21 protein-coding genes are annotated in these 23,222 nt (G+C 71.6%); 11 read left to right on the top strand and 10 right to left on the bottom strand.

Annotation, left to right across the window (positions count from 1 at the left end; all coding sequences use genetic code 11):
• The first annotated feature begins 177 nt into the window (after positions 1 to 177).
• The 4 genes from ACZ5CW_RS33485 (at position 178) to ACZ5CW_RS33470 (ending at position 2,618) form a co-directional block, all read left to right on the top strand.
• On the top strand, positions 178 to 342 hold the full coding sequence (locus tag ACZ5CW_RS33485; RefSeq protein WP_136744038.1) for a DUF4177 domain-containing protein: 165 nt from the start codon (positions 178 to 180) through the stop codon (positions 340 to 342).
• Positions 339 to 803, top strand: a complete 465-nt coding sequence (locus tag ACZ5CW_RS33480; protein WP_468608091.1) for a RidA family protein — start codon at positions 339 to 341, stop codon at positions 801 to 803. The genes ACZ5CW_RS33485 and ACZ5CW_RS33480 overlap by 4 nt, the downstream gene beginning before the upstream one ends.
• A gap of 67 nt (positions 804 to 870) precedes the next feature.
• The gene (locus ACZ5CW_RS33475) at positions 871 to 1,791 is read left to right on the top strand and encodes an NUDIX hydrolase (protein WP_468608089.1); all 921 of its coding nucleotides are present in this window, start codon (positions 871 to 873) and stop codon (positions 1,789 to 1,791) included.
• Positions 1,788 to 2,618, top strand: coding sequence for an MBL fold metallo-hydrolase (locus ACZ5CW_RS33470; RefSeq protein WP_468608087.1), 831 nt, complete (start codon positions 1,788 to 1,790; stop codon positions 2,616 to 2,618). The genes ACZ5CW_RS33475 and ACZ5CW_RS33470 overlap by 4 nt, the downstream gene beginning before the upstream one ends.
• Positions 2,619 to 2,626: 8 nt before the next feature.
• Here ACZ5CW_RS33470 and ACZ5CW_RS33465 read toward each other — a convergent pair whose 3' ends face one another.
• Both ACZ5CW_RS33465 and ACZ5CW_RS33460 read right to left on the bottom strand, forming a co-directional pair.
• Positions 2,627 to 3,448: a nucleotidyltransferase domain-containing protein gene (locus ACZ5CW_RS33465; protein WP_468608085.1), complete on the bottom strand. Its 822-nt coding sequence runs from the start codon at positions 3,446 to 3,448 to the stop codon at positions 2,627 to 2,629.
• Positions 3,449 to 3,573: 125 nt separating this feature from the next.
• Positions 3,574 to 4,248: a Crp/Fnr family transcriptional regulator gene (locus tag ACZ5CW_RS33460; RefSeq protein ID WP_030734182.1), complete on the bottom strand. Its 675-nt coding sequence runs from the start codon at positions 4,246 to 4,248 to the stop codon at positions 3,574 to 3,576.
• 470 nt (positions 4,249 to 4,718) lie between these two features.
• On the opposite strand from ACZ5CW_RS33460, the gene nth reads away from it, so the two are divergent.
• From nth to ACZ5CW_RS33445, 3 genes are all read left to right on the top strand, one after another.
• The gene (nth, locus tag ACZ5CW_RS33455) at positions 4,719 to 5,555 is read left to right on the top strand and encodes an endonuclease III (protein WP_468608082.1); all 837 of its coding nucleotides are present in this window, start codon (positions 4,719 to 4,721) and stop codon (positions 5,553 to 5,555) included.
• A gap of 54 nt (positions 5,556 to 5,609) precedes the next feature.
• Complete coding sequence (locus tag ACZ5CW_RS33450; protein WP_468608080.1) at positions 5,610 to 6,305, top strand: NUDIX hydrolase; 696 nt, start codon at positions 5,610 to 5,612, stop codon at positions 6,303 to 6,305.
• A 91-nt stretch (positions 6,306 to 6,396) separates the two neighbouring features.
• Positions 6,397 to 7,596, top strand: coding sequence for a MarP family serine protease (locus ACZ5CW_RS33445; protein WP_468608078.1), 1,200 nt, complete (start codon positions 6,397 to 6,399; stop codon positions 7,594 to 7,596).
• Between the two features lie 16 nt (positions 7,597 to 7,612).
• Here the strand turns inward: ACZ5CW_RS33445 and ACZ5CW_RS33440 are convergent, their stop codons facing one another.
• The 6 genes from ACZ5CW_RS33440 to ACZ5CW_RS33415 form a co-directional block, all read right to left on the bottom strand.
• Positions 7,613 to 7,792 carry a hypothetical protein gene (locus tag ACZ5CW_RS33440; protein WP_468608076.1) on the bottom strand — a complete coding sequence of 60 codons (180 nt, stop codon included), beginning with the start codon at positions 7,790 to 7,792 and terminating at the stop codon, positions 7,613 to 7,615.
• Between the two features lie 151 nt (positions 7,793 to 7,943).
• Positions 7,944 to 8,876, bottom strand: coding sequence for an alpha/beta fold hydrolase (locus tag ACZ5CW_RS33435; protein WP_468608074.1), 933 nt, complete (start codon positions 8,874 to 8,876; stop codon positions 7,944 to 7,946).
• Positions 8,873 to 9,361 (bottom strand): phage holin family protein, encoded by a 489-nt coding sequence (locus ACZ5CW_RS33430; protein ID WP_468608072.1) that lies wholly within the window; start codon positions 9,359 to 9,361, stop codon positions 8,873 to 8,875. The genes ACZ5CW_RS33435 and ACZ5CW_RS33430 overlap by 4 nt, the downstream gene beginning before the upstream one ends.
• A gap of 153 nt (positions 9,362 to 9,514) precedes the next feature.
• Positions 9,515 to 10,972, bottom strand: a complete 1,458-nt coding sequence (nhaA, locus tag ACZ5CW_RS33425; RefSeq protein ID WP_468608070.1) for a Na+/H+ antiporter NhaA — start codon at positions 10,970 to 10,972, stop codon at positions 9,515 to 9,517.
• A 202-nt stretch (positions 10,973 to 11,174) separates the two neighbouring features.
• A complete protein-coding gene (gene acs, locus ACZ5CW_RS33420) occupies positions 11,175 to 13,130 on the bottom strand; it encodes an acetate--CoA ligase (RefSeq protein ID WP_468608068.1) in 1,956 nt (651 codons plus the stop codon).
• Positions 13,131 to 13,222: 92 nt separating this feature from the next.
• Positions 13,223 to 15,622: a bifunctional SulP family inorganic anion transporter/carbonic anhydrase gene (locus ACZ5CW_RS33415; RefSeq protein ID WP_468608066.1), complete on the bottom strand. Its 2,400-nt coding sequence runs from the start codon at positions 15,620 to 15,622 to the stop codon at positions 13,223 to 13,225.
• A gap of 337 nt (positions 15,623 to 15,959) precedes the next feature.
• Here ACZ5CW_RS33415 and ACZ5CW_RS33410 point away from each other — a divergent pair, with 337 nt between their 5' ends.
• Positions 15,960 to 17,225: a polysaccharide deacetylase family protein gene (locus ACZ5CW_RS33410; protein ID WP_468608064.1), complete on the top strand. Its 1,266-nt coding sequence runs from the start codon at positions 15,960 to 15,962 to the stop codon at positions 17,223 to 17,225.
• A 3-nt stretch (positions 17,226 to 17,228) separates the two neighbouring features.
• On the opposite strand, the gene ACZ5CW_RS33405 is transcribed toward ACZ5CW_RS33410, so the two are convergent.
• A complete protein-coding gene (locus ACZ5CW_RS33405; protein WP_468608062.1) occupies positions 17,229 to 18,209 on the bottom strand; it encodes an ATP-binding protein in 981 nt (326 codons plus the stop codon).
• A 101-nt stretch (positions 18,210 to 18,310) separates the two neighbouring features.
• On the opposite strand from ACZ5CW_RS33405, the gene ACZ5CW_RS33400 reads away from it, so the two are divergent.
• A complete protein-coding gene (locus ACZ5CW_RS33400; protein ID WP_468608060.1) occupies positions 18,311 to 19,135 on the top strand; it encodes a Fic family protein in 825 nt (274 codons plus the stop codon).
• A gap of 342 nt (positions 19,136 to 19,477) precedes the next feature.
• Here ACZ5CW_RS33400 and ACZ5CW_RS33395 read toward each other — a convergent pair whose 3' ends face one another.
• A complete protein-coding gene (locus tag ACZ5CW_RS33395) occupies positions 19,478 to 20,308 on the bottom strand; it encodes an HAD family hydrolase (RefSeq protein ID WP_468608058.1) in 831 nt (276 codons plus the stop codon).
• Positions 20,309 to 20,911: 603 nt separating this feature from the next.
• On the opposite strand from ACZ5CW_RS33395, the gene ssd reads away from it, so the two are divergent.
• Together ssd and ACZ5CW_RS33385 are read left to right on the top strand one after the other, a co-directional pair.
• Complete coding sequence (gene ssd / locus ACZ5CW_RS33390) at positions 20,912 to 22,018, top strand: septum site-determining protein Ssd (protein WP_468608056.1); 1,107 nt, start codon at positions 20,912 to 20,914, stop codon at positions 22,016 to 22,018.
• Complete coding sequence (locus ACZ5CW_RS33385; protein ID WP_468608054.1) at positions 22,015 to 23,214, top strand: TadA family conjugal transfer-associated ATPase; 1,200 nt, start codon at positions 22,015 to 22,017, stop codon at positions 23,212 to 23,214. Before ssd ends, ACZ5CW_RS33385 begins: the two co-directional genes overlap by 4 nt.
• Positions 23,215 to 23,222 lie beyond the last annotated feature (8 nt).

Here is a 23,222-nt window from a genome sequence, read left to right as displayed (position 1 = left end):
ATGTGTTCGGTGGACAGCGGTCGTCGCGATCACCTGTTTGTCCGGTGGGCGCGGCGGTCGTGATCGGCCGTGTGTCCGGTGGGCGGCGGCCGTCGTGATACGGCCGTGCGTCCGTCGGCGGACAGCGGTCGTGGTCGGCCGCCTGCCCTTTCGGCCACAGCGGCTACAGTCGGCCTCATGACCAAGAAGTGGGAATACGCGACCGTGCCGCTGCTCGTCCATGCCACGAAGCAGATTCTGGACACCTGGGGCGAGGACGGCTGGGAGCTGGTCCAGGTCGTGCCCGGGCCCAACAATCCGGAGCAGCTCGTGGCCTACCTGAAGCGGGAGAAGCAGGCGTGAGCGCGGTCGAGGCCAAACTGGCCGAAATGGGCCTGACCCTGCCGGAGGTCGTACCGCCGCTGGCGTCGTACCAGCCGGCCGTGCAGTCCGGTGTCTACGTCTACACCGCCGGCCAGCTGCCGATGGTGGAGGGCAAGCTGCCGGTCACCGGCAAGGTGGGCGCGGAGGTCACGCCGGAGGAGGCCAAGGACCTGGCCCGCGTCTGCGCGCTGAACGCGCTGGCCGCCGTGAAGTCCGTCGCCGGCGACCTGGACCGCATCGCGCGCGTGGTGAAGGTGGTCGGTTTCGTCGCCTCGGCGTCCGACTTCACCGGGCAGCCCGGTGTCGTCAACGGTGCCAGCGAACTCCTCGGCGAGGTCCTCGGCGACAAGGGCGTGCACGCGCGCAGCGCGGTCGGCGTCGCGGTGCTGCCGCTGGACGCGCCGGTCGAGGTGGAGATCCAGGTGGAACTCGCCCAGTAGTCCACCGCGGCCCCACTGACCTCGGGCACCTCTCGAACATTCGCCCTATACGGGATAGCCTCCGGCCATGGCGAACGGTCAGTGGTACCCCCCGGAGTGGCCGGACCGCATCCGCGCGCTCGCGGACGGCACCCTCACCCCGGTGACCCCCAGGCGCGCGGCCACGGTGCTGCTCCTGAAGGACACCCCGGGCGGCCCGGTCGTCCACATGCTGCGCAGACGCGCCTCCATGGCCTTCGCCGGAGGCGCGTACGCGTATCCCGGCGGCGGTGTCGACCCGCGCGACGACGACCGTCAGATCCGCTGGGCGGGCCCCACGCGCGCGTGGTGGGCCGAACGGCTGGGAGTCGACGAGAACGGCGCCCAGGCCATCGTCTGCGCGGCCGTACGGGAGACGTACGAGGAGGCAGGCGTCCTGCTCGCCGGGCCCGACGCGGACTCGGTCGTCGGCGACACCACCGGCGAGGACTGGGAGGCGGACCGGGCCGCCCTGGTCGCGCGCGAGCTGTCCTTCGCCGAGTTCCTGGACCGGCGCGGCCTGGTGCTGCGCTCGGACCTGCTGGGCGCCTGGACCCGCTGGATCACCCCGGAGTTCGAGGCCCGCCGCTACGACACCTGGTTCTTCGCGGCCGCCCTCCCCGAGGGGCAGCGCACCCGGAACGCCTCCACGGAGGCCGACCGCACGGTGTGGATCCGCCCCGAGGAGGCCGCCGCCGGCTACGACAAGGGCGAGCTGCTGATGATGCCGCCCACCATCGCCACGCTGCGCCAGCTGCTCCCGTACGCCACCGCCGCCGAGGCGCTGGCGGCCGCCCCCGCGCGCGACATGACGGCGGTGCTGGCGAGCGCGCGCCTCCAGGACGGCGAGATCGTCCTGTCCTGGCCGGGGCACGACGAGTTCACCAAGCACATCCCCACGGCCGGGACGACCGCGCAGACGCCCGCCGGGACGACCGCTCCGACGACGACCGGCGGAGGCCCCGCATGACCGACGCAGCAGCCCTGCCGGGCCAGCCCCGCGGCACCGTCGTCTCGGGTCCCGCCACCGAACGGGCCGTCAACGTCCTCGCGCCCAACGCCTCCGCGATGACCCTGGACGGCACCAACACCTGGATCGTCGCCGAGCCGGACTCCGACCTGGCCGTGGTGATCGACCCGGGCCCGCTGGACGACGGCCATCTGCGCACCGTCGTGGACACGGCGGAGAAGGCCGGCAAGCGCATAGCCCTGACCCTGCTCACCCACGGCCACCCCGACCACGCCGAAGGCGCGGCCCGCTTCGCCGAGCTGACCGGTACGCGCGTGCGTGCCCTCGATCCGGCGCTGCGCCTCGGCGAAGAGGGCCTGGCCGCCGGGGACGCGGTCACCGTCGGCGGCCTGGAGCTGAGGGTCGTGCCGACCCCCGGGCACACCGCGGACTCGCTGTGCTTCCATCTCCCGGCCGACCGGGCGGTGCTGACCGGCGACACCATCCTCGGGCGCGGGACGACGGTCGTGGCGCACCCCGACGGGCGGCTCGGCGACTATCTGGACTCGCTGCGGCGGTTGAGGTCCCTCACGGTGGACGACGGCGTGCACACCGTCCTGCCGGGTCACGGTCCGGTGCTGGACGACGCCCAGGGCGCCGTCGAGTTCTACCTGGCCCACCGCGCCCACCGGCTCGCCCAGGTGGAGACGGCGGTCGAGGACGGCTACCGCACCCCGGCCGAGGTCGTCGCCCACGTCTACGCCGACGTGGACCGCTCGCTGTGGCCGGCGGCGGAACTGTCCGTGCGGGCCCAGATGGAGTACCTGAGCGAGCACGGCCTGATCTAGGAGCCGCCTCAGTCCGGCCGGGCGGTCTTGACGCCGTGCACGCGCGTGTACTCCCCGGCGATCCAGGGGCCGAGGTCGTCGACGTAGGACCGCAGGACGCCCGGGTCGCCGACGGGCTCGTAGCCGTACTCCGCCGCGGTGCGCAGTTGCGCGGCCCGCTCGGGGTAGTACGTGCCGAACGCCTCGGCCATCTCCCGCAGATCGCTCGTCCAGCCCTGCCAGCGCGGCATCACGAGCGTGAAGCCCGTGCGGACGAGGTGCCGGGACATGAAGCGCACGAGCGGCCGACGGGCCTCCTCGGTGTCCTCGGCCCGCCCGATCCGCTCGCGCCAGCGCGGCAGCCACCGGGCGAGGTCGCCATTGGTCTCACGGGCCAGCAGGGAGTCGGGGCGGTAGCGGGGCAGACGGGCGGCGAGATCCTCGCCGAGCAGCGGGGTGCACAGGCAGGCGACGAACCAGCCCAGGTCGTACCGCTCCAGGTCGCTCAGCAGCCGGTCCCGGCCGTAGAGCAGCGTGCCGACGCCGTCGATCTGCGGGAACTCCTTGTCGACGGCCTCGCCGAGCGCCCGGACGGCCTCCCGGTCGGCCTCCCTGGGTTCCTCGCCGAGGGCGACGAACAGATCCAGGTCGCTGCGTCCCACGCGCGCGGTGCCGCGCGGGATCGAGCCGTAGAGGTAGGCGCTGTGCAGGCGGGGGCCGAACGCGTCCACGAGCCGGTCACGGGCGGCGGCCACGACCGGGCGGAAGACCTCGGGCACGCGCGCGAGGGAGCCTTCGCGGGCGAGGTAGCCCTGGGCGTCCAGTCCGGGACGGCGAACGGTTTCGGCCATGCGCCCACTGTGCCGCGCACGCCTGCCTCGGGCAGCTGGTTTTCGAGGTGCGGGGGACGGCGGCCATGACAGTGGGGCCCGGCTTCCAGGAAGCCGGGCCCCACTGTCATGGGCCGAAACCGGCGTCAGCGCGACCGCTTGGCCAGGCGCTCGACGTCCAGCAGGATCACGGCCCGCGCCTCCAGGCGGAGCCAGCCGCGCTGCGCGAAGTCCGCGAGGGCCTTGTTCACGGTCTCGCGGGATGCGCCGACCAGCTGGGCCAGCTCCTCCTGCGTGAGGTCGTGGACGACGTGGATGCCCTCCTCGGACTGCACGCCGAAGCGGCGGGAGAGGTCCAGCAGGGCACGCGCCACGCGGCCGGGAACGTCGGAGAAGACCAGGTCGGACATGGCGTCGTTGGTCTTGCGCAGCCGGCGGGCGACGGCGCGCAGCAGGGCGCCGGCCACCTCGGGGCGTACGTTCAGCCAGGGCTGGAGGTCGCCGTGGCCGAGACCGAGGAGCTTGACCTCGGTCAGCGCGGTCGCGGTCGCGGTGCGCGGGCCCGGGTCGAACAGCGACAGCTCGCCGATCAGTTCGCCGGGGCCGACGACGGCGAGCATGTTCTCGCGGCCGTCGGGGGAAGTGCGGTGGAGCTTGACCTTGCCCTCGGTGACGACGTACAGCCGGTCACCGGGGTCGCCCTCGTGGAACAGGGAGTCGCCGCGTGCGAGGGTCACCTCACTCATGGAGGCGCGAAGCTCCGCGGCCTGCTCGTCGTCGAGAGCCGCGAAGAGCGGGTTGCGCCGCAGAACGTCGTCCACGAGTTCTCTCCTTGTCGACCTGCTCAGGGGATCTTGCTCCCCCGTGTGCCAGGGGTCCGTGTTCCCCATTTTGCCGGACGGTCCAAACAGTGTGATCTGTCACAAGGATGCCGCACAGGTGTCCCGAGGTACGCGGCAGGGGTCCAATCGGGGGCCGATCTTCCGCTTCCGGGGCCGTGCCCGCCGCCCGGCCGCGGGTCGGCCGAAGGCCCCAAGTAGCCGGTGGGAGCACGGCGTAGGGGGCTGTCCGGGGTCGCCCGAGGGGGGACGCCCGATGATTCCGCTGTGGGCGAACAGCGTGTCGCTGATGTGATAAACCGAATGAATCGGACCAGCAGCCACCGGTGATCACCTCGGTCGGCGGCACCGGATGGCCGGTTTCGGTGCCCGCTCCGTGAGCGGTGCTCCGAAGGGCCGGTCGTCCTGGTGATCCACCACCGGCGCCGGTCCCGTCGGCGTAGCCTTCGTCCATGGCAGTGAGCAAGGTGCGCAAGGCGGCCACGGCGGTGACCGAGGCCGTGAAGCCCTGGAAGCCGGAGTCGCGGACGGCCCTCGTACGACGGGCACGCAAGATCAACCGCGAACTCGCCGAGGTCTACCCGTACGCCCACCCCGAGCTGGACTTCGAGAACCCCTTCCAGCTGCTGGTCGCCACCGTGTTGTCGGCCCAGACCACCGATCTGCGGGTCAACCAGACCACCCCGGCGCTGTTCGCCAAGTACCCGGCCCCCGAGGACCTGGCCGCCGCCAACCCGGAGGAGGTCGAGGAGATCCTGCGCCCCTGCGGCTTCTTCCGGGCCAAGACCCGGTCGGTCATAGGGCTGTCCAAGGCGCTCGCGGAGGGCTTCGGCGGTGAGGTGCCCGGGAAGCTGGAGGACCTCGTCAAGCTGCCCGGCGTCGGCCGCAAGACCGCCTTCGTCGTCCTCGGCAACGCCTTCGGCCGGCCCGGCATCACCGTGGACACCCACTTCCAGCGGCTGGTACGGCGCTGGCGGTGGACCGAGGAGACCGACCCGGACAAGATCGAGGCCACCGTCGGCGCGCTGTTCCCGAAGAGCGAGTGGACCGATCTGTCCCACCATGTCATCTGGCACGGCCGCCGCATCTGCCACGCCCGCAAGCCCGCCTGCGGCGCCTGCCCGATCGCCCCGCTCTGCCCGGCCTACGGCGAGGGCGAGACCGACCCGGAGAAGGCGAAGAAGCTCCTGAAGTACGAGAAGGGCGGCTTCCCCGGCCAGCGGCTCAACCCCCCTCAGGCGTATCTCGACGCGGGCGGCAGGCCGGCGCCGCCGCTGGGGGCCGCGTGACGGAACGATCTCGGTGCCCTCGGGCGTTGGACAGGCAGAGCGACGGGGGTGGCGATGACGAGGGCCAGTGAGACGCGGGGCGATGCGGTGACGCTCAGCAAGGAGGGGCTGCCGGACTGGCTGGATCCGGTGGTGCGGGCCGCCGAGACGGTCGAGCCGCTCCAGCTCAGCCGCTTCCTGCCGCCGGAGAACGGCTCGGGACGGCAGTCCGCGGTACTGATCCTGTTCGGGGAGGGGGAGCGCGGCCCCGAGCTGCTGCTGATGGAGCGGGCCGGCTCCCTGCGCTCGCACGCCGGGCAGCCGTCCTTCCCGGGTGGCGCGCTCGACCCCGAGGACGGCGATCCGCAGGGCGACGGTCCGCTGCGGGCAGCGCTGCGCGAGGCCGAGGAGGAGACCGGCCTCGATCCGTCCGGCGTCCAGCTCTTCGGCGTCCTGCCCGCCCTGTACATCCCGGTCAGCGGCTTCGTCGTCACACCGGTGCTCGGCTGGTGGCGCGCGCCCAGCCCCGTCGGCGTCGTCGATCCGAACGAGACCGCCCGCGTCTTCACCGTCCCCGTGGCGGATCTCACGGACCCCGCCAACCGTGCCACCGCCGTCCACCCCCGTGGACACCGAGGTCCGGCATTCATGGTCGAATCGGCCCTGGTCTGGGGTTTCACGGCCGGAGTGATCGACCGCCTGCTCCACTACGCGGGCTGGGAGCGCCCCTGGGACCGGGAGCAGCAGGTCCCGCTCGACTGGCGCGCATGACAGGGTGATCCCCGTGCTGTGTCCCCCGGGGCCACCCCCGGACCCCCGGCCGAGCTGCTGGGAGCGGAGTGAGTAGGCGAGGCCTGAAGCGGTGAACGTGCTGGACATCCTGTTGCTGGTCGCGGCCGTCTGGTTCGCGGTCGTGGGCTACCGCCAGGGCTTCGTCGTCGGCATCCTGTCGGTGATCGGATTCCTGGGCGGCGGCCTCGTCGCCGTGTACACGCTGCCCGTCGTCTGGGACGCCGTGACCGACAACGCCGAGGTCGGCACCACCGCCGCCGTCGTCGCCGTGGTCGTCGTCATCGTCTGCGCCTCGATCGGCCAGGCACTGACCACCCACCTCGGCAACAAGCTGCGCCGCCACATCACCTGGTCCCCGGCCCGCGCCCTGGACGCCACCGGCGGCGCGCTGGTCAACGTCGTCGCGATGCTGCTGGTCGCGTGGCTGATCGGCTCCGCCCTCGCCGGTACGACCCTGCCGACGCTCGGCAAGGAGGTGCGCGGCTCCAAGGTGCTCCTCGGCGTCTCCCGGGCGCTGCCCGCACAGGCCGACACCTGGTTCGCGGACTTCTCCTCCGTCCTCGCGCAGAACGGCTTCCCGCAGGTCTTCAGCCCGTTCTCCAACGAGCCGATCAAGGACGTCCGGCCCCCCGACCCGGCCCTGGCGCGCAGCCCGGCCGCCACCCGCGCCCAGCGCTCCATCGTCAAGGTCACCGGCACCGCCCAGAGCTGCGGCAAGGTCCTGGAGGGCACCGGCTTCGTCTTCTCCGACCGCCGGGTCATGACCAACGCGCACGTCGTCGGCGGGGTCGACGCGCCGAGCGTGCAGATAGGCGGCGAAGGCCGCAAATACGACGCCAAGGTCGTCCTGTACGACTGGAAGCGCGACATCGCCGTCCTCGACGTACCGGACCTGAAGGCGAACGCCCTGAAGTTCACCAACCGGGACGCGGCCGGCGGCGACGGCGCGATCGTCGCGGGCTTCCCGGAGAACGGCTCGTACGACGTGCGCGCCGCGCGCGTACGCGGGCGCATCACCGCCAACGGCCCGGACATCTACCACCGCGGCACGGTCCGCCGAGACGTCTACTCGCTGTACACGACGGTCCGCCAGGGCAACTCCGGCGGCCCACTGCTCACGCCCGACGGCAAGGTGTACGGCGTCGTCTTCGCCAAGTCCCTCGACGACGCGGACACCGGCTACGCGCTGACGGCGGACGAGATCCAGCCCGACATCGCGCGGGGACGCACAGCGAACGAGCAGGTGGGTACGGACAGCTGCGCGCTGTGAACCGCGGAACGGGCGTTCAGCCGCGCGGGTGACGCAGACGCATCGAGACCCAGCGCGCCCGGCGGCGCAGGATACGCGGGATCCCCACCCGAAGGTCCGCTTCCGCCAGTTGCGGGGCGCCTCGCTGAGGCGTGCTCAGGCCGGTGGCCGAGCGGCGGTTGCGGGGTGCGTCACTGTAGTCGTGCGTCCAGCCCATACCCCGACGTGTGCCCCCGCCCCAAGGTCGATAACCGCCTCCGCGCCCCCCAATTGGCCTATGCGGCAGGCATGTGGCCGTTCGGGGGACAAGTGTTCAGCAATCGGATACTCCACGCGTCGAACCCGTCACCGTACGGTCACCTCCTCGGTCACCGGTCGGGCTCGGGGTCCCTGAGCCAGTTGACCAGTTCGGTGGAGAACGCCACCGGGTGCTCCTCGTGCGGGAAGTGCCCGAGACCCTCGAACAGCCGCCAGCGGTACGGCGCTTCGACGTACTCGCCCGAACCGGCCGCACTGCGCGTGCGCGTCACCGGGTCCAGCGAGCCGTGCAGATGCAGCGTGGGTACCTGAACCGGCCGCTTCATCCGGCGGTAGAACTGGACGCCGTCCGGGCGCGCCAGCGAGCGCACCAGCCAGCGGTACGGCTCGATCGCGCAGTGCGCCGTGGAGGGGATGCACATGGCCCGCTGGTACATCTCCACGGTCTCGTCCTCCGGCAGCCGCGGCCCGGACCAGTCTCGGATCAGACGGCCCACCAGCGCCCCGCCGTCCGCGGTGAGTTGACGCTCCGGGAGCCATGGCCGCTGGAAGCCCCAGATGTAGGAGTTGGCGGCCGTCTGCCGGGCGTCCCGCAGCATCGCCGCGCGCCAGCGCCGCGGATGCGGCATCGAGACGACCGCGAGCCGTCGTACGAGCTTGGGGCGCATCGCGGCCGCCGTCCACGCCAGGTAGCCGCCCACGTCGTGGCCGACCAGCGCGGCGTCCGGCTCGCCGAGCGAGCGGATCACACCGGTGACGTCCAGGGCGAGGTTGGCGGGGTCGTACCCGCGGGGCGTGCGGTCGCTGCCGCCGACGCCCCGCAGGTCCATCGCCACCGCCCGGTAGCCCGCGTCGGCGAGCGCGACCAGCTGGTGCCGCCAGGTCCACCAGAACTGCGGGAAGCCGTGCAGCAGCAGCACCAGGGGGCCGTCGCCGAGTTCGGCGATGTGGAAGCGGGCGCCGTTCGCGGCGACGTCCCGGTGCGTCACCTTCTGCCCGTGGGGCAGGTCGATCCGTACGGCCGAGGGGGCGGGGTCGGTCATGACGACGAGCGTGCCACAGCCTCGATGGCCGCGGGCGCCCGGTCCTCGGGCAGCTCCGGGCGCGGATGCGGCTTGGCGTTCTGCAGAACGCTCGCCGACTCCTTCATCGAGGCGGCCACCTTCTGCGGGCCCTGGCCCTTCTTGGCCTTCTTCGCGAACACCACACCGATCAGCGCGAGGAGGCCGGCGACCAGCACATTGGCCGCGAAGGACAGCAGGAAGCAGACCGCCAGGTTCCAGCCGCTCCAGGTCCGGATGCCGTAGGCGAGGGCGAAGTTCAGCATCGGCAGGGAGAACACCAGCACCGCGCCGGCCAGCGAGAAGGCGCCGCCGCTCGTCGCGCCGCGCTTCACGTCCTGCCTGAGCTGGGCCTTGGCCAGTGCGATCTCGTCGTGCACCAGCGCCGACAATTCGGTCGTCGCCGAGGCGAACAGCTGGCCGATGCTGCGTTCGGCGCCGACCGGGCTGCCGTCGGGTGCGCTCATCGCGTTCTCCCTCTGAGTGTTCTCGTGCCGCAAGTGTGCCGTGCCGGGTGGCCGTCGTGCTCGTACGGCCGTGTGGGTGGCCGTCGCGCCCGGCGCCCCTCGGCGGGACCGCCTCGCTCGTACGGCCGTCTTGTTTTGTACCGTCTCGTCAGATCATGCCGGACGGTCGCCCTCCTCGCCTGCCCCACCCGGCACTTCCGCAAGCCCGTGGCGCTCCGCGGCCGCCCGCTCCGCGGCCGCCCGCTCCGCGGCGATCCGCCGGTGCTCGGCGGCCTTGCGCTCGTGGATCTCGGCCATGCGCAGGTGGTACGCCGGATCGTCCTGCTCGTAGACGTCCGGGATGCCGTCGAGGTCCTCGTCGCGCTCCTCCTCCTCGCACAGCCTGCGGTACCGGGCGTTGCGTATCTTCAGCAGCACCGTCGCACACACCGCCGCGATCAGTGATCCGGTGAGCACGGCCGCCTTCACCTCGTCGGTGAGCACGGCGTCACCGTCGAAGGCCAGTTCGCCGATGAGCAGCGACACCGTGAAGCCGATCCCGGCGAGGGAGGCCACCGCGAAGACGTCCGCCCAGGCGAGGTCGTCGCTGAGCGAGGCCCGGGTGAAGCGGACGGTCAGCCAGGTGCCGCCGAAGATGCCGATCGTCTTGCCGACGACCAGTCCGAGCACGACGCCGAGCGTCTCCGGCTTGGTGAACACGTCACCGAGCGCACCGCCGGAGACCACCACCCCGGCGCTGAACAGCGCGAACAGCGGCACCGCGAGCCCGGCCGACAGGGGCCGCACCAGGTGCTCGATGTGCTCGCCCGGCGAGTGCTCCTCGCCCTCCCGGGTGGTGCAGCGCAGCATCAGGCCCATCGCCACGCCGGCGATGGTGGCGTGCACGCCGCTGTTGTACATCAGCGCCCAGATCACCACGGCGAGCGGCACGTACACGTACCAGCCGCGCACCCCCTTGCGCAGCAGGAGCCAGAAGACCACCAGGCCCGCCGCGGCCCCGCCCAGCGCGGCGAAGTCCAGGCGGTCGGTGAAGAAGATCGCGATGATCAGGATCGCGAACAGGTCGTCGACGACCGCGAGGGTGAGCAGGAAGGCGCGCAGGGCGCTGGGCAGCGCGGTGCCGATGACCGCGAGGACGGCGAGCGCGAAGGCGATGTCGGTGGCGGTGGGCACCGCCCAGCCCTGCGTGGAGCCGTGCCCGGCGAGGTTGGTCAGGGTGTAGACGAGTGCCGGTACGGCCATGCCGCACAGCGCGGCCACCACGGGCAGCACCGCCGCCTTCGGGTCGCGCAGGTCCCCGGCGACCAGCTCGCGCTTGAGTTCGATGCCGGCGACGAAGAAGAACACGGCGAGGAGGCCGTCGGAGGCCCAGTGGGCGAGGGAGAGGTGCAGGCCGAGGGCGGCGGGGCCGAAGTGGAGGTGGCTCACCGCTTCGTAGCTGTGCTGCAGGGCGGGGATGTTCGCCCAGACCAGCGCCGCGACGGCGGCGAGCAGCAGCAGGACGCCGCCGACGGTCTCGGTGCGCAGCGCGTCCGCCACGAAGGTCCGCTCGGGCAGGGACAGGCGTCCGAGGACCTTGCGAGGGGACAGCGGGGTGCGGGGCGCGGTCACGGCGGGACCTCCGGTGGCTGGACAGGACGGCTCACATGCCGACCAGACTTCCCGGCGCACCTGTGGATCTCGTTGCGTCCTTGACGCTTTCATTACCTTACCCAACGGGGGGCGGCCGGGACCGGTGGTCCTCACGGTAGACGCAGAAGGGGGCACCCGGCGCGTCGTCGTCCGGGTGCCCCCTCGCGCCGTGCCGTGCGGGTCAGTCCTCGCTCGGCGCCGCCGGGAGCTTGGTCTGAATGAGGTCCATGACCGTGGAGTCCGTCAGCGTGGTGACGTCACCGAGCTGGCGGTTCTCGGCCACGTCCCGCAGCAGGCGGCGCATGATCTTGCCGGAGCGGGTCTTCGGCAGCTCCGCCACCGGCAGGATCCGCTTGGGCTTGGCGATCGGGCCGAGCGTGGCGCCCACGTGGTCGCGCAGATCGCCGACGAGCGCCTCGTCCTCCGAGGCCGTGCCCCGCAGGATCACGAAGGCGACGATCGCCTGTCCGGTGGTCTCGTCGGCGGCGCCGACGACGGCCGCCTCGGCGACCGACGGGTGCGAGACCAGCGCCGACTCCACCTCGGTGGTGGAGATGTTGTGCCCGGACACGAGCATGACGTCGTCCACCCGGCCCAGCAGCCAGATGTCCCCGTCGTCGTCCTTCTTGGCGCCGTCACCGGCGAAGTACTTGCCCTCGAAGCGGGACCAGTAGGTGTCGATGAACCGCTGGTCGTCGCCCCAGATGGTGCGCAGCATGGACGGCCACGGCTCGGTCAGCACCAGGTAGCCACCGCCGCCGTTGGGCACCTCGTTCGCCTCGTCGTCCACGACGGTCGCGCTGATGCCGGGCAGCGGACGCTGCGCCGAACCGGGCTTGGCCTCGGTCACGCCCGGCAGCGGCGAGATCATCATCGAACCGGTCTCGGTCTGCCACCAGGTGTCCACGACCGGCGTCCGGTCGGCGCCGATGTGCTTGCGGTACCAGATCCACGCCTCGGGGTTGATCGGCTCGCCGACCGACCCCAGGACCCTGAGGCTGCTGAGGTCGAACTTGGCGGGGATGTCGTCGCCCCACTTCATGAAGGTCCGGATCGCGGTCGGCGCCGTGTAGAGGATCGTGACCTTGTACTTCTGCACGATCTCCCAGAACCGGCCCTGGTGCGGGGTGTCCGGCGTGCCCTCGTACATGACCTGCGTGGCACCGTTGGCCAGCGGTCCGTAGACGATGTACGAGTGCCCGGTGACCCAGCCGACGTCGGCCGTGCACCAGAACACGTCCGTCTCCGGCTTCAGGTCGAACACCGCCCAGTGGGTGTACGCCGCCTGGGTGAGGTAGCCGCCGGAGGTGTGCAGGATGCCCTTCGGCTTACCCGTCGTCCCCGAGGTGTAGAGGATGAACAGCGGGTGCTCCGCCTCGAACGCCTCCGGGGTGTGCTCGGCGGACTGCCGTCCGACCAGCTCGTCCCACCAGACGTCGCGCTCGCCGCTCCAGGCCACGTCCTGCCCGGTACGGCGGACCACGAGCACGTGCTCGACGTTGCCCGCCTTGTCGACCGCCTCGTCCACGGCCGGCTTGAGCGCGGACGGCTTGCCGCGCCGGTAGCCGCCGTCGGCCGTGATGACGACCTTGGCGTCCGCGTCCTGGATACGGGTCGCGAGCGCGTCCGCCGAGAAGCCGCCGAAGACGACGGAGTGCGCGGCGCCGATCCGGGCCGAGGCCAGCATCGCGATCGCGGTCTCCGGGATCATCGGCATGTAGATGGCGACCCGGTCGCCCTTGCGGACACCCAGCTCCAGCAGGGCGTTGGCGGCCCTGGAGACCTCGTCCTTCAGCTCCGCGTAGGTGATCGAGCGGCTGTCGCCGGGCTCACCCTCGAAGTGGATGGCGACGCGGTCCCCGTGCCCGGCCTCCACATGCCGGTCCACGCAGTTGTACGCGACGTTCAGCTCGCCGTCCGCGAACCACTTGGCGAACGGCGGGTTCGACCAGTCCAGCGTCTCGGTCGGCGCCTTGGCCCAGGTCAGCCGACGGGCCTGCTCGGCCCAGAAGCCGAGCCTGTCAGCCTTGGCCTGTTCGTACGCCTCCGCGGTGACGTTGGCGTGCGCGGCCAGGTCGGCGGGGGGCGCGAACCTGCGTTCTTCCTTCAGCAGGTTGGCCAGGCTCTCGTTGCTCACGACATCTCCCTTTCCAAGGGTGTCCGTTGTGTCCCAGGCCACAGCTCATCAGACGCGGGGGGCCGATGACAAGGGTCGACCGGAAAATTGGTTTAGACCTGTCGCGACTCTGCCGCTCTCACCGAGCTGGGTGCCTCCTCTCCTTTCGTGACGTCCTCGGCGTCGCCTTCGGTGACCTCCTCGACGACGCCTTCCGTGACGCCCTCGAAGACCGTGCCTCCTTCCGTCCGCGCGAGCAGATACGCCTGCGCCTCACCCACGTGGAAGTACATGCCGTGCAGTTCCAGATCGCCGCGGGCCAGCGCCCGGGCGACCGGTGCGTGCGCCCGCAGGTGATCCAGTTGCTGGACCACATGGGTCAGGCACAGCTGTTCCACCGCGTCCGCGGGTGCCCGCCCGGCCAGCCGGGGCCAGGCGCTGCGGTCACGGGCCATCCGCGCGAGGCTCGGCAGCCCGTGCCGCAGCCACCGCCGCAACGGGGTGTCCCCGTCCGCGGTGTCCCCGCCCGCGCTCTCCGCTGCCAGCAGCGCCTGCATCGCCCCGCACCCGGAGTGCCCGCACACCGTGATGGAGCGCACCCCGAGCACGTCCACCGCGTACTCGATGGCGGCCGCCACCGAGTCGTCGCCGTGCTCCTCGCCCGCCGGCGGCACCAGGTTGCCGACGTTGCGGACGACGAACAGGTCACCGGGACCACTGGCGGTGATCATCGAGGTGACGAGCCGGGAGTCCGCACAGGTGAGGAAGAGCTGCGAGGGCTGCTGGCCCTCCCGGGCGAGCCGAGCCAGCTCCTCACGCACCAGCGGCGCGGTGTTGCGCTGGAACGAGCTGATGCCGCGCGCCAGTTCCTGCGCCGCTTCCCGGCCCGCCGGGGCCGCGGGAGCCCCCACGAAGCAGGACTGGTGATTGCGCCAGGGCGTCCAGGGCCGGCACCGGCACTCGGCGTCCCCGGCCGGCTCGGCGGCCCGGATTCCGCCGCGCCGACCCGACAGCTCGGCCGTGCCGCCCCGCGCGGTGTGGGAGCTGCGCCAGTCCTGCAGTGACTCGTACGCCGCGTGGTCCATGAACGATCCGTCCAACTCCACGACGGCGTGAGCGCCTTGGGGTACGAGATGCAGGGTCCGGCTGAGCCGCGGCACCGCGAGAAACGTCAGCTGGCCACGGACACGTACATGATGGACTCCCTTCCTGTCCTCGTGAGTGATGCGGGTGCGGGTGAGGCGGTGCAGGGCGACGGCGACGGCCACGGCGACCCCGAGAAGCACGCCTTCCAGGACGCCGAGGAGGACCACGCCGAGGGTGGTCACGGCGTAGACCGGCACTTCGCGGTGGCGTGTCACCGTGCGGATGTGGTGCAGGGACACCATCTGGATGCCGACGGCCATCACCAGGGCGGCGAGGGAGGCGAGCGGGATCTCCTCCAGGATCGGGACCATCAGCAGCGCGGCGACTACTACGAGAACGCCGTGCAGCATCGTGGAGTTCCGGCTCACGGCACCCGAGTTCACGTTCGCGGTGCTGCGCACGGCCACCCCGGCCACCGGCAGGCCGCCGAGTGCCCCGGAGACGATGTTGGCGGCGCCCTGGCCGAGCAGCTCCCGGTCCAGGTCCGAGCGGCCGACACGGGACTGTGTGCCGGGGCGCGCGGAGACCAGCTTGTCCACGGCCACCGCGCCGAGCAGTGACTGCACGCTGCACACCAGGGTGGTGGTGAGCACGGCGGCCACCACACCGAGCACCGGCCCCTCGGGCAGTCCGGCCAGCGCGTGACTGCTCCAGGACGGCAGGTCGACCCGGGGCAGGCTCAGCCCGGCGAGGGCGGCGGTCGCGGTGGCCCCGGCGACGGCGACGAGAGCGGCCGGCACCTTGCGCAGTCCCCGGCCGACGCGGCCCGGGAGACGTGGCCAGGCCAGCAGCAGGGTCAGGGTCAGCGCGCTCATGGACACGGCGGCCGGGTGCAGGTCGGCCAACTGGGCGGGCAGCGCACGCAGGTTGGCGAGCACGGAGCTGTCCGGGCTGCCGCCGAGGACGATGTGCAGCTGGGCGACGGCGATGGTGATGCCGATGCCGGCCAGCATGCCGTGCACCACGGCCGGGCTGACCGCGAGTGCGCCGCGTGCCACCCGCAGGCAGCCGAGGCCGAGCTGGGCGAGACCGGCGAGGACGGTGATGCCGCAGGTCGCCCGCCAGCCGTATTGGTGGATCAGATCGGCGGTGACGACGGTGAGTCCGGCGGCGGGGCCGCTGACCTGCAGTGGGCAGCCGCCGATACGGCCGGCGACGACTCCGCCCACGGCGGCGGCGACGAGGCCCGCCTGGAGCGGGGCGCCGGTGGCGAGGGCGATGCCCAGGGACAGAGGCAGGGCGATCAGGAACACCGCGACGGCGGCCGACACATCGGCGCCTTCGACGGGGAAGCGGCGGCGCCCTGATGCGGGGCTGTGCGGGGGGTGGGGGTGCTGGGCGTGAGGGGGTGCGCAGGCGGTGGGCATGTTCCCGTCTCCTCCGGGGCGGCGCGGTCGCGGACCGGGTGGGACCCGCGTCGATGGGCGGGGCTCGGTCGCAGCCGTGGGGCACGGCGTTCAGTGGCGGGATGGATCAACGCTCGGTAAATGAACCGTAATGCAGAGTAAAGACAATGCATAACTTTCCGGGGCAAATGGCGCAGCCGATCGCCCACTCGGATGAAGTGAGCATTTCATCGGCTTGTCGTATTAATTCCCTCTCGGTCCCGTGCGACCTTGGCGGCGCTGTCGGGGCAAGCCCGGCACATGACCAGAAAAGGCCACGTCAGCGTTCGTCAGAGAGAAGGAAGAAGGTGGGCGGAACATGGCCGCCACCCAGAGAATCGCCTTCGGTGCCATGGTCGCCGCGGCCTGCGCCACGTCGCTCGCCGGTTGTGCGACCGGCTCCAACGGCTCGAAGGAAGGAGCGTCCGGCCCGCGGCAGGGGGTACCGGCGCCCAACAGTGCGCTCCGTCTGATCGGTGACGGATCCACCGCGTACACCGGTGGGCAGCCGCACCTGCCCACACCCGAGCGGTTGAAGTCCGGTGAGAAACCACCGCAGTTCGTGGTGTTCTCCTGGGACGGCGCGGGTGAGGACAGTCAGAAGCTGTTCTCCCACTTCCGCAAGGTCTCCAAGGAGAACAACGCGACGATGACGTACTTCCTCAGCGGCGTGTACATGCTGCCGGAGGAGAAGCGTGACCTCTACAGACCGCCCCAACACGCGCGCGGCAGCTCGGATATCGGCTTCAACGACGAGCAGGGGATCGCCGACACCCTCGAGCAGGTACGGCTGGCCTGGCTCGAGGGCAACGAGATCGGCACCCACTTCAACGGTCACTTCTGCGGCCCCGACGGCGGGGTCGGCGAGTGGTCGGTGGGGGAGTGGAAGAGCGAGATCGCCCAGGCCAAGCAGTTCGTGAAGAACTGGAAGACCAACACCGGCATGAAGGCGACGAACCCTCTGCCCTTCGACTACGACAAGGAGCTGATCGGCGCCCGCACCCCCTGCCTCGAAGGGCAGAAGAACTTCATGAAGGCCGCCCGCCAACTGGGCTTCCGCTACGACTCCAGCGGTGTCAACGACCAGGTCTGGCCCAAGAAGAAGCAGGGCCTATGGGACTTGTCGATGCAGTTGGTGCCCTTCCCCGGGCACACCTATGAGCAGTTGACCATGGACTACAACTTCATGGTCAACCAGTCCGGCACCCAGACCCAGGGCGACCCCGACATGTTCGACTACTGGGGCGACCAGATGCGCGACGGTCTGATCAAGGGCTTCTACCGCGCCTACGACGGCAACCGTGCCCCCCTGATCATCGGCAACCACTTCGAGTCGTGGAACGGCGGCACCTATATGCGCGCCATCGACCAGGTGGTGCAGGAGGTGTGCAACAAGCCGGAGGTGCGCTGCGTCTCCTTCCACCAGCTGGTCGACTGGCTGGACGCCCAGGATCCGGGGACCCTGAAGAGGCTGCGCAGCCTCAAGGTGGGCGAAGCCCCCCGGCAGGGCTGGGCGTCCTTCCTCTCCGGCCGTCCGGCCCCGGCGCCCAAGGGGGCTCCCGGGGCGCCGGCGCTCAAGCCGTAGGCGTCACGCGGGCGTCGCCACCCCCTCGCCGAGCACGAACCCGGGGTCGACCTGCGCCGCCAGGTCGGCCCCCGTGCGCTCGTTGCCCCACGCCTCGGCGTTCTTCAGATGGAAGTGCACCATCTGACGTGTGTACCGCTCCCAGTCCCGCTGCTCGTAGGTGGCGTCGGCGGTGGCCCTGAGGGTCCCCAGGGCACGCGAGTTGATCTCCTCGAGGAGGTCGAACCGTGGCGGTCGGCCCTTCTCCATGGCACGCACCCAGTCCGAGCGTCCGACCGTCACGAGCAGGTCGTCACCGACCTCCGCGCGCAGGAAGTCGATGTCGTCCTGTTCCTGGACCTTGTTGCCGACGACCTTCAGGGCGACGCCGAAGTCGCGGGCGTACTCCTTGTACTGGCGGTAGACGGAGACCCCCTTCCGGGTCGGCTCGGCGACGAGGAACGTCATGTCGAAGCGGGTGAACATGCCGGAGGCGAAGGAGTCCGAACCGGCCGTCATGTCGACCACGACGTACTCGTCGGGGCCGTCGACGAGGTGGTTCAGGAACAGCTCCACCGCTCCCGTCTTGGAGTGGTAGCAGGCGACTCCCAGGTCGGCGTCCGTGAAGGGGCCGGTGACCATCAAACGGACGGCACCGCCGTCGAGTTCCACCGGACGTGCGCAGGCGTCGTAGACCGGGTTGGGCTCCCGCACCCGGACCAGCCGCGAACCCTCCCCGGGCGGAGTCGTCTTGATCATGGTCGCGGCGGAGGCGATGCGCGGGTTGCCGCCGCGCAGGTAGTCCTTGATCAGCGGCAGCCGTTCGCCCATGGCGGGCAGCGCGGCCGACTCCGCCTCGTCGAGCCCGAGAGCGGGTCCGAGGTGCTGGTTGATGTCCGCGTCGATGGCGACCACCGGGGCACCGGCAGCCGCAAGGTGGCGGATGAAGAGGGAGGAGAGCGTGGTCTTGCCGCTCCCGCCCTTCCCGACGAAAGCAATTTTCATGTTCACCAAGCGTAGTCGGGCAATAGCTGTACGTGTCACAGAGAAGTGAAGAAGACCACTCCTTCGTGGGGGCGGCCGGTGGGGTGCGTACTGTCGTACCCATGAGTACGACAGGCGCGACCGCCGATCCGCTCGCGGCCCTGGGCTCGCTGCCCGGTGTGGCCGAGTCCGTGGAGTCCGTGCGCAAGGCCGTGGACCGGGTCTACGGCCACCGGGTCATGCGGCGCCGCAGCAATGCGATCACCTCCGAGGCGGCCCTGCGCGGTGCCCGCGGCTCGGCTGCCCTGTCCGGTGCGGACTGGGCGCTGGAGGAGGTGCGGCGGCGTACCGACTTCAGCGGCGACGCCGAGGCGCGCGTCGTGGGCGCGGCCCTGCGGCTGTCGGCCGAGTCGGGACAGCTGCTGTCCATCTGGCGGCAGTCGCCCCTGCGGGTGCTGGCCCGGCTGCACCTGGTCGCCGCCGCGAGCAACGACGAGCAGGTCGGCCGGCCGCGCCAGACCGGCGAGGCGGTGGACGAGCCGCTGATCGAGCTTCCGCTGCCGGACGCCGGGGAGGTCTCCGGGCGCCTGGAGGGGCTGGCGGACCTGATCATCGCGGGGACGTCCGCGCCCGCGCTGGTGACGGCCGCCGTGGTGCACGGCGAGCTGCTCGCGCTGCGCCCCTTCGTGTCCCACAACGGCCTGGTCGCGCGTGCGGCCGAGCGGATCGTGCTGATCGGCAGCGGTCTCGACCCGAAAGCGATCTGCCCCGCCGAGGTCGGCCACGCGGAGCTGGGCCGCGCCTCCTACCTGGCCGCGCTGGACGGGTACGCCTCCGGCACCCCCGAGGGCATGGCTGCCTGGATCGCGCACTGCGGCAGGGCGATCGAGCTGGGTGTGCGGGAGTCGACGGCGGTGTGCGAGGCGCTGCAGCGCGGCGCGGCCTGAGGAACACCCTGGAACACCCCGGACAGGGTTGCGGCGGTACGAGTTCTCGTACCGCCGCTGGCATGTTCACCCAGTTACCAAGCGTCCTCGATATGTGCCCATCAGGCCGGGGACTTTGCCCGTCACCTGGTGCGGCTGGCCCGTAATCGACGGGTCGACGTCGCGTGGGTGCCCGGTGTTCATGCGGGGTCCGTGGGGCCAAGTGCGTAGTAGAAGGTGATCCTCTCGGATGTCCTTTGGTCTCGCGGGCCTGAGTTCTTTGTACCGCGAGCCGGGAGCAATCGGAACCCCTGTGTGCACTTCTTTACTTGCATGTTCAAACAGGGGTGAAACGGGCGCAGATCAGGCGGTGCCGCGGCGTCGGCTCGCGTACCAGACGAGGCCGGCGGTCGCGGCCGCCGCTCCTACGGCCGCCGCGGCGACCAGTGCCGGACGGGGCGGGACGGAGAGCGTGGGCAGTCGCTTCTTGAGCGGGACCGGGTGGCGGAACTCCAGCACCGGCCACCCGCGCGCGAGTGCCTCGCGGCGCAGCGCGCGGTCCGGGTTCACGGCGTGCGCGTGCCCGACCGCCTGGAGCATCGGCAGATCGGTCGCGGAGTCGCTGTAGGCGTAGCAGCGGTCGAGGTCGTAGCCCTCGGACGCGGCCAGCTCCCTGATCGCCTCGGCCTTGGTCGGGCCGTAGGCGTAGTACTCCACCTCGCCGGTGAAGCAGCCGTCCTCACCGACGACCATGCGGGTGGCCACCACCCGGTCCGCGCCCAGCAGGTCGCCGATCGGCTCGACCACCTCGGCGCCCGAGGTGGACACGATCACCACGTCCCGTCCGGCCGTGTGGTGTTCCTCGATGAGGGAGGCGGCCTCGTCGTAGATGATCGGGTCGATCAGGTCGTGCAGGGTCTCGGCGACGATCTCCCGCACCTGCTGGACGTTCCAGCCGCGGCACAGCGCGGACAGATACTCACGCATGCGCTCCATCTGATCGTGGTCCAGGCCGCCGACCAGGAAGACGAACTGCGCATATGCGGTACGCAGTGCGGCCCTGCGGTTGATCAGACCGCCTTGGTAGAAGGACTTGCTGAAGGTGAGCGTGCTCGACTTCGCAATGACCGTCTTGTCCAGGTCAAAGAAGGCTGCCGCGCGAGGCAAGGAGTGGTTTTCCACGTCCCTGAGCATATGCGCCCACCATTCGGCGTAAGGTGGGGCGCGTGGGTTTGCCTGAGAGGGCTCTCGGGTACACCATGGAAGTCACGGATCGTTCGCGACCGTGCTAACCCGGCCCGACTCCTCCCCCCCCGAGTCGGCCGTGGGGACGACCCCCGCTCTCCCCCCCGGCGGGGGTCGTCGCATGTCCGGGTGCGTTTTCTCGCCCCTCCCCCTTCTTCACGCGGCCGCGCGGCCGGTGCTGCGACCCTCGGGCCGCCCCTCCCGCACACCCATGGACGGTTACTCAAGGTAATCGACAGGATGCGCTGCGGAAGTCGTACGGGCACCGGTACAGGCATCGCTACCGGGGTCACCGGTATGGGTGACGGAGATATTCACAGCCCCGGAGTTGTCCACCGTTTTCGACCAAGATCCACGAGATTTCGAGGATCGCTGCACCGTGATTCAAGCGCTTCCGGTCGCGGCGAGTTCATGGCCGGTTCCGATTGCCGGAGCGCGTATGGCCGGTTCCTATCGGCCGCTCATATGGAGGCCGCTTGCCGGTTCTTCACATCTTTGGGAATCGCGTGGCCGCAGGGGCTGCGCGGAACACGCAGCGAAGGGGGGACACGCGTGGCCGGAACCATCACCCACGACCCGCCGCCCGCCGGCACAGGCCGGCCCGGACGGCCGCTCATCCTCACCGAGGATGCCGAGCTGTTGGACGATCTGCTGCGGCTGTGCGCGGCCGCAGGCGCCACACCCGAGGTCCACCACGGTGTACCGGAACACGGCGACGGCTGGGAAGCGGCCCCGCTCGTGCTGGTCGGCGACGACGCCGCCCGCCGGGTCGGCGGCGCCACGCGGCGGCGCGGAGTGGTCCTGGTCGGCCGGGACCAGGACGACTCGGGAGTGTGGAAACGAGCCGTGCAGATCGGCGCCGACCACGTCCTGATGCTCCCCGACGGCGAGCAGTGGCTGGTCGACCGCCTCGCCGACGTGGCCGAAGGAATCGGCCGCCCGGCCCTCACCGTCGGGGTCATCGGCGGCAGAGGCGGCGCAGGAGCGTCCACGCTCGCCTGCGCCCTCGCCGTCACCTCCGCGCGCGAGGGACTGCGCACCCTCCTCGTGGACGCCGATCCGCTCGGTGGCGGACTCGACGTCCTCCTCGGCGGAGAGAGCGCCGACGGACTGCGCTGGCCCGCCTTCGCCGCCTCCCGCGGGAGGCTCGGCGGCGGCGCACTGGAGGAGTCGCTGCCGGAACTGCACGCGCTGCGGGTGCTCAGCTGGGACCGCGGCGACTGCGTCGCCATCCCGCCCCAGGCGGTGCGCGCGGTCCTCGCCGCCGCCCGGCGGCGCGGCGGCACGGTCGTGGTCGACCTGCCCCGCCGCCTCGACGACGGCGTCGCCGAAGCCCTCGCCCAGCTCGACCTGGTCCTGCTCGTCGTCCCCGCCGAACTGCGGGCGGTCGCGGCCGCCGGACGGGTCGCGTCCGCCGTCGGGATGATCGTGCGCGATGTCCGGATCGCGGTCCGCGGACCGTACGCGCCCGGTCTGGACGACCGCGAGGTGGCCCGGCTGCTCGGCCTGCCGCTGGCCGGTGAGATGCCCGTCGAACCGGCCCTGCTGCGCTCCCAGAGCGGTGCGAAACCACCCGCCGCCACCGGACGGGGCCCGCTCGCCCGCTTCTGCGTGAACTTCTGGGAGCGGGCCCTGGCCGAGGCGGGAGGCCCCCGATGACTCTCCCCGGACTCGATCGGGCCGACGGCGCGGCCCTGCTCGACGGCGTCCGGCGCCGGCTGGCCGAGAGCGGCGCCGAGCCCACCCCCGCGCGCGTGGCCCAGGCGCTGCGCGAACACGGCCGGGTGCTCGGCGACGCCGAAGTGCTCGGCGCGGCCCGGCAGCTGAGGTCCGAACTCGTCGGTGCCGGCCCCCTGGAACCGCTGCTCGCCGATCCGCACGTCACCGACGTCCTGGTGTCCGCACCCGACCGGGTGTGGGTGGACCGCGGCGGCGGCCTGGAACTGACACCGGTGACCTTTCCGGACGCGGCGGCCGTACGGCGCCTCGCGCAGCGGCTCGCCGCCGTGGCCGGACGCCGGCTCGACGACGCCCGGCCCTGGGCGGACGCCCGGCTGCCCGACGGGACCCGGCTCCACGCGGTGCTGCCCCCGGTCGCCGTCGGCTGTACCTGCCTGTCGCTGCGGGTGGTGCGACCCCGGGCGTTCACGCTGGAGGAACTGGTGGCGGCGGGCACCGTGCCACCGGGCGGAGACCGGATCCTGCGGGCCCTGCTTGCTGCCCGGCTGTCCTTCCTGGTCAGCGGCGGCACCGGAAGCGGCAAGACGACCCTGCTCAGTGCCCTGCTGGGCCTGGTCGGACCGGGCGAACGGGTCGTGCTCGCCGAGGACTCGGCCGAGCTGCGACCGGATCACCCGCACGTGGTCCGGCTGGAGACCCGGCCCGCCAACCAGGAGGGAGCCGGCCTGGTCACCCTCGAGGACCTGGTCCGGCAGGCCCTGCGGATGCGGCCCGACCGGCTGGTCGTCGGAGAGGTGCGTGGACCCGAGGTCGTGCATCTGCTCGCGGCACTCAATACAGGTCATGAGGGCGGCTGTTGCACGGTCCACGCCAACGCCGCCGCGGACGTACCGGCCCGGCTGGAGGCGCTGGCCACGGCCGCCGGACTCGACCGGCCCGCGCTGCACAGCCAGTTGGCGGCCGCCCTCTCCGTGGTGCTGCACCTCGTACGAGGCCGGTCCGGACGGCGCCGGATCGCCGAGGTGCACGTCCTGGAGCGGGACACCACGGGTCTGGTGCGGACGGTGCCGGCACTGCGCTGGGGCGAGCGGGCCTTCGCGCGGGAGCGCGGCTGGGAGCGACTGGAGCAACTGCTCGGCGGCTCGGCCGGGTGCGGAGACGAGAGGAAGGGGTGACGGACGTG

It is taken from the genome of Streptomyces sp. NPDC031379, assembly GCF_055569615.1.
The sequence above is the reverse complement of the archived record's forward strand: the minus strand, read 5'-3'. Positions and strand labels throughout refer to the sequence as shown.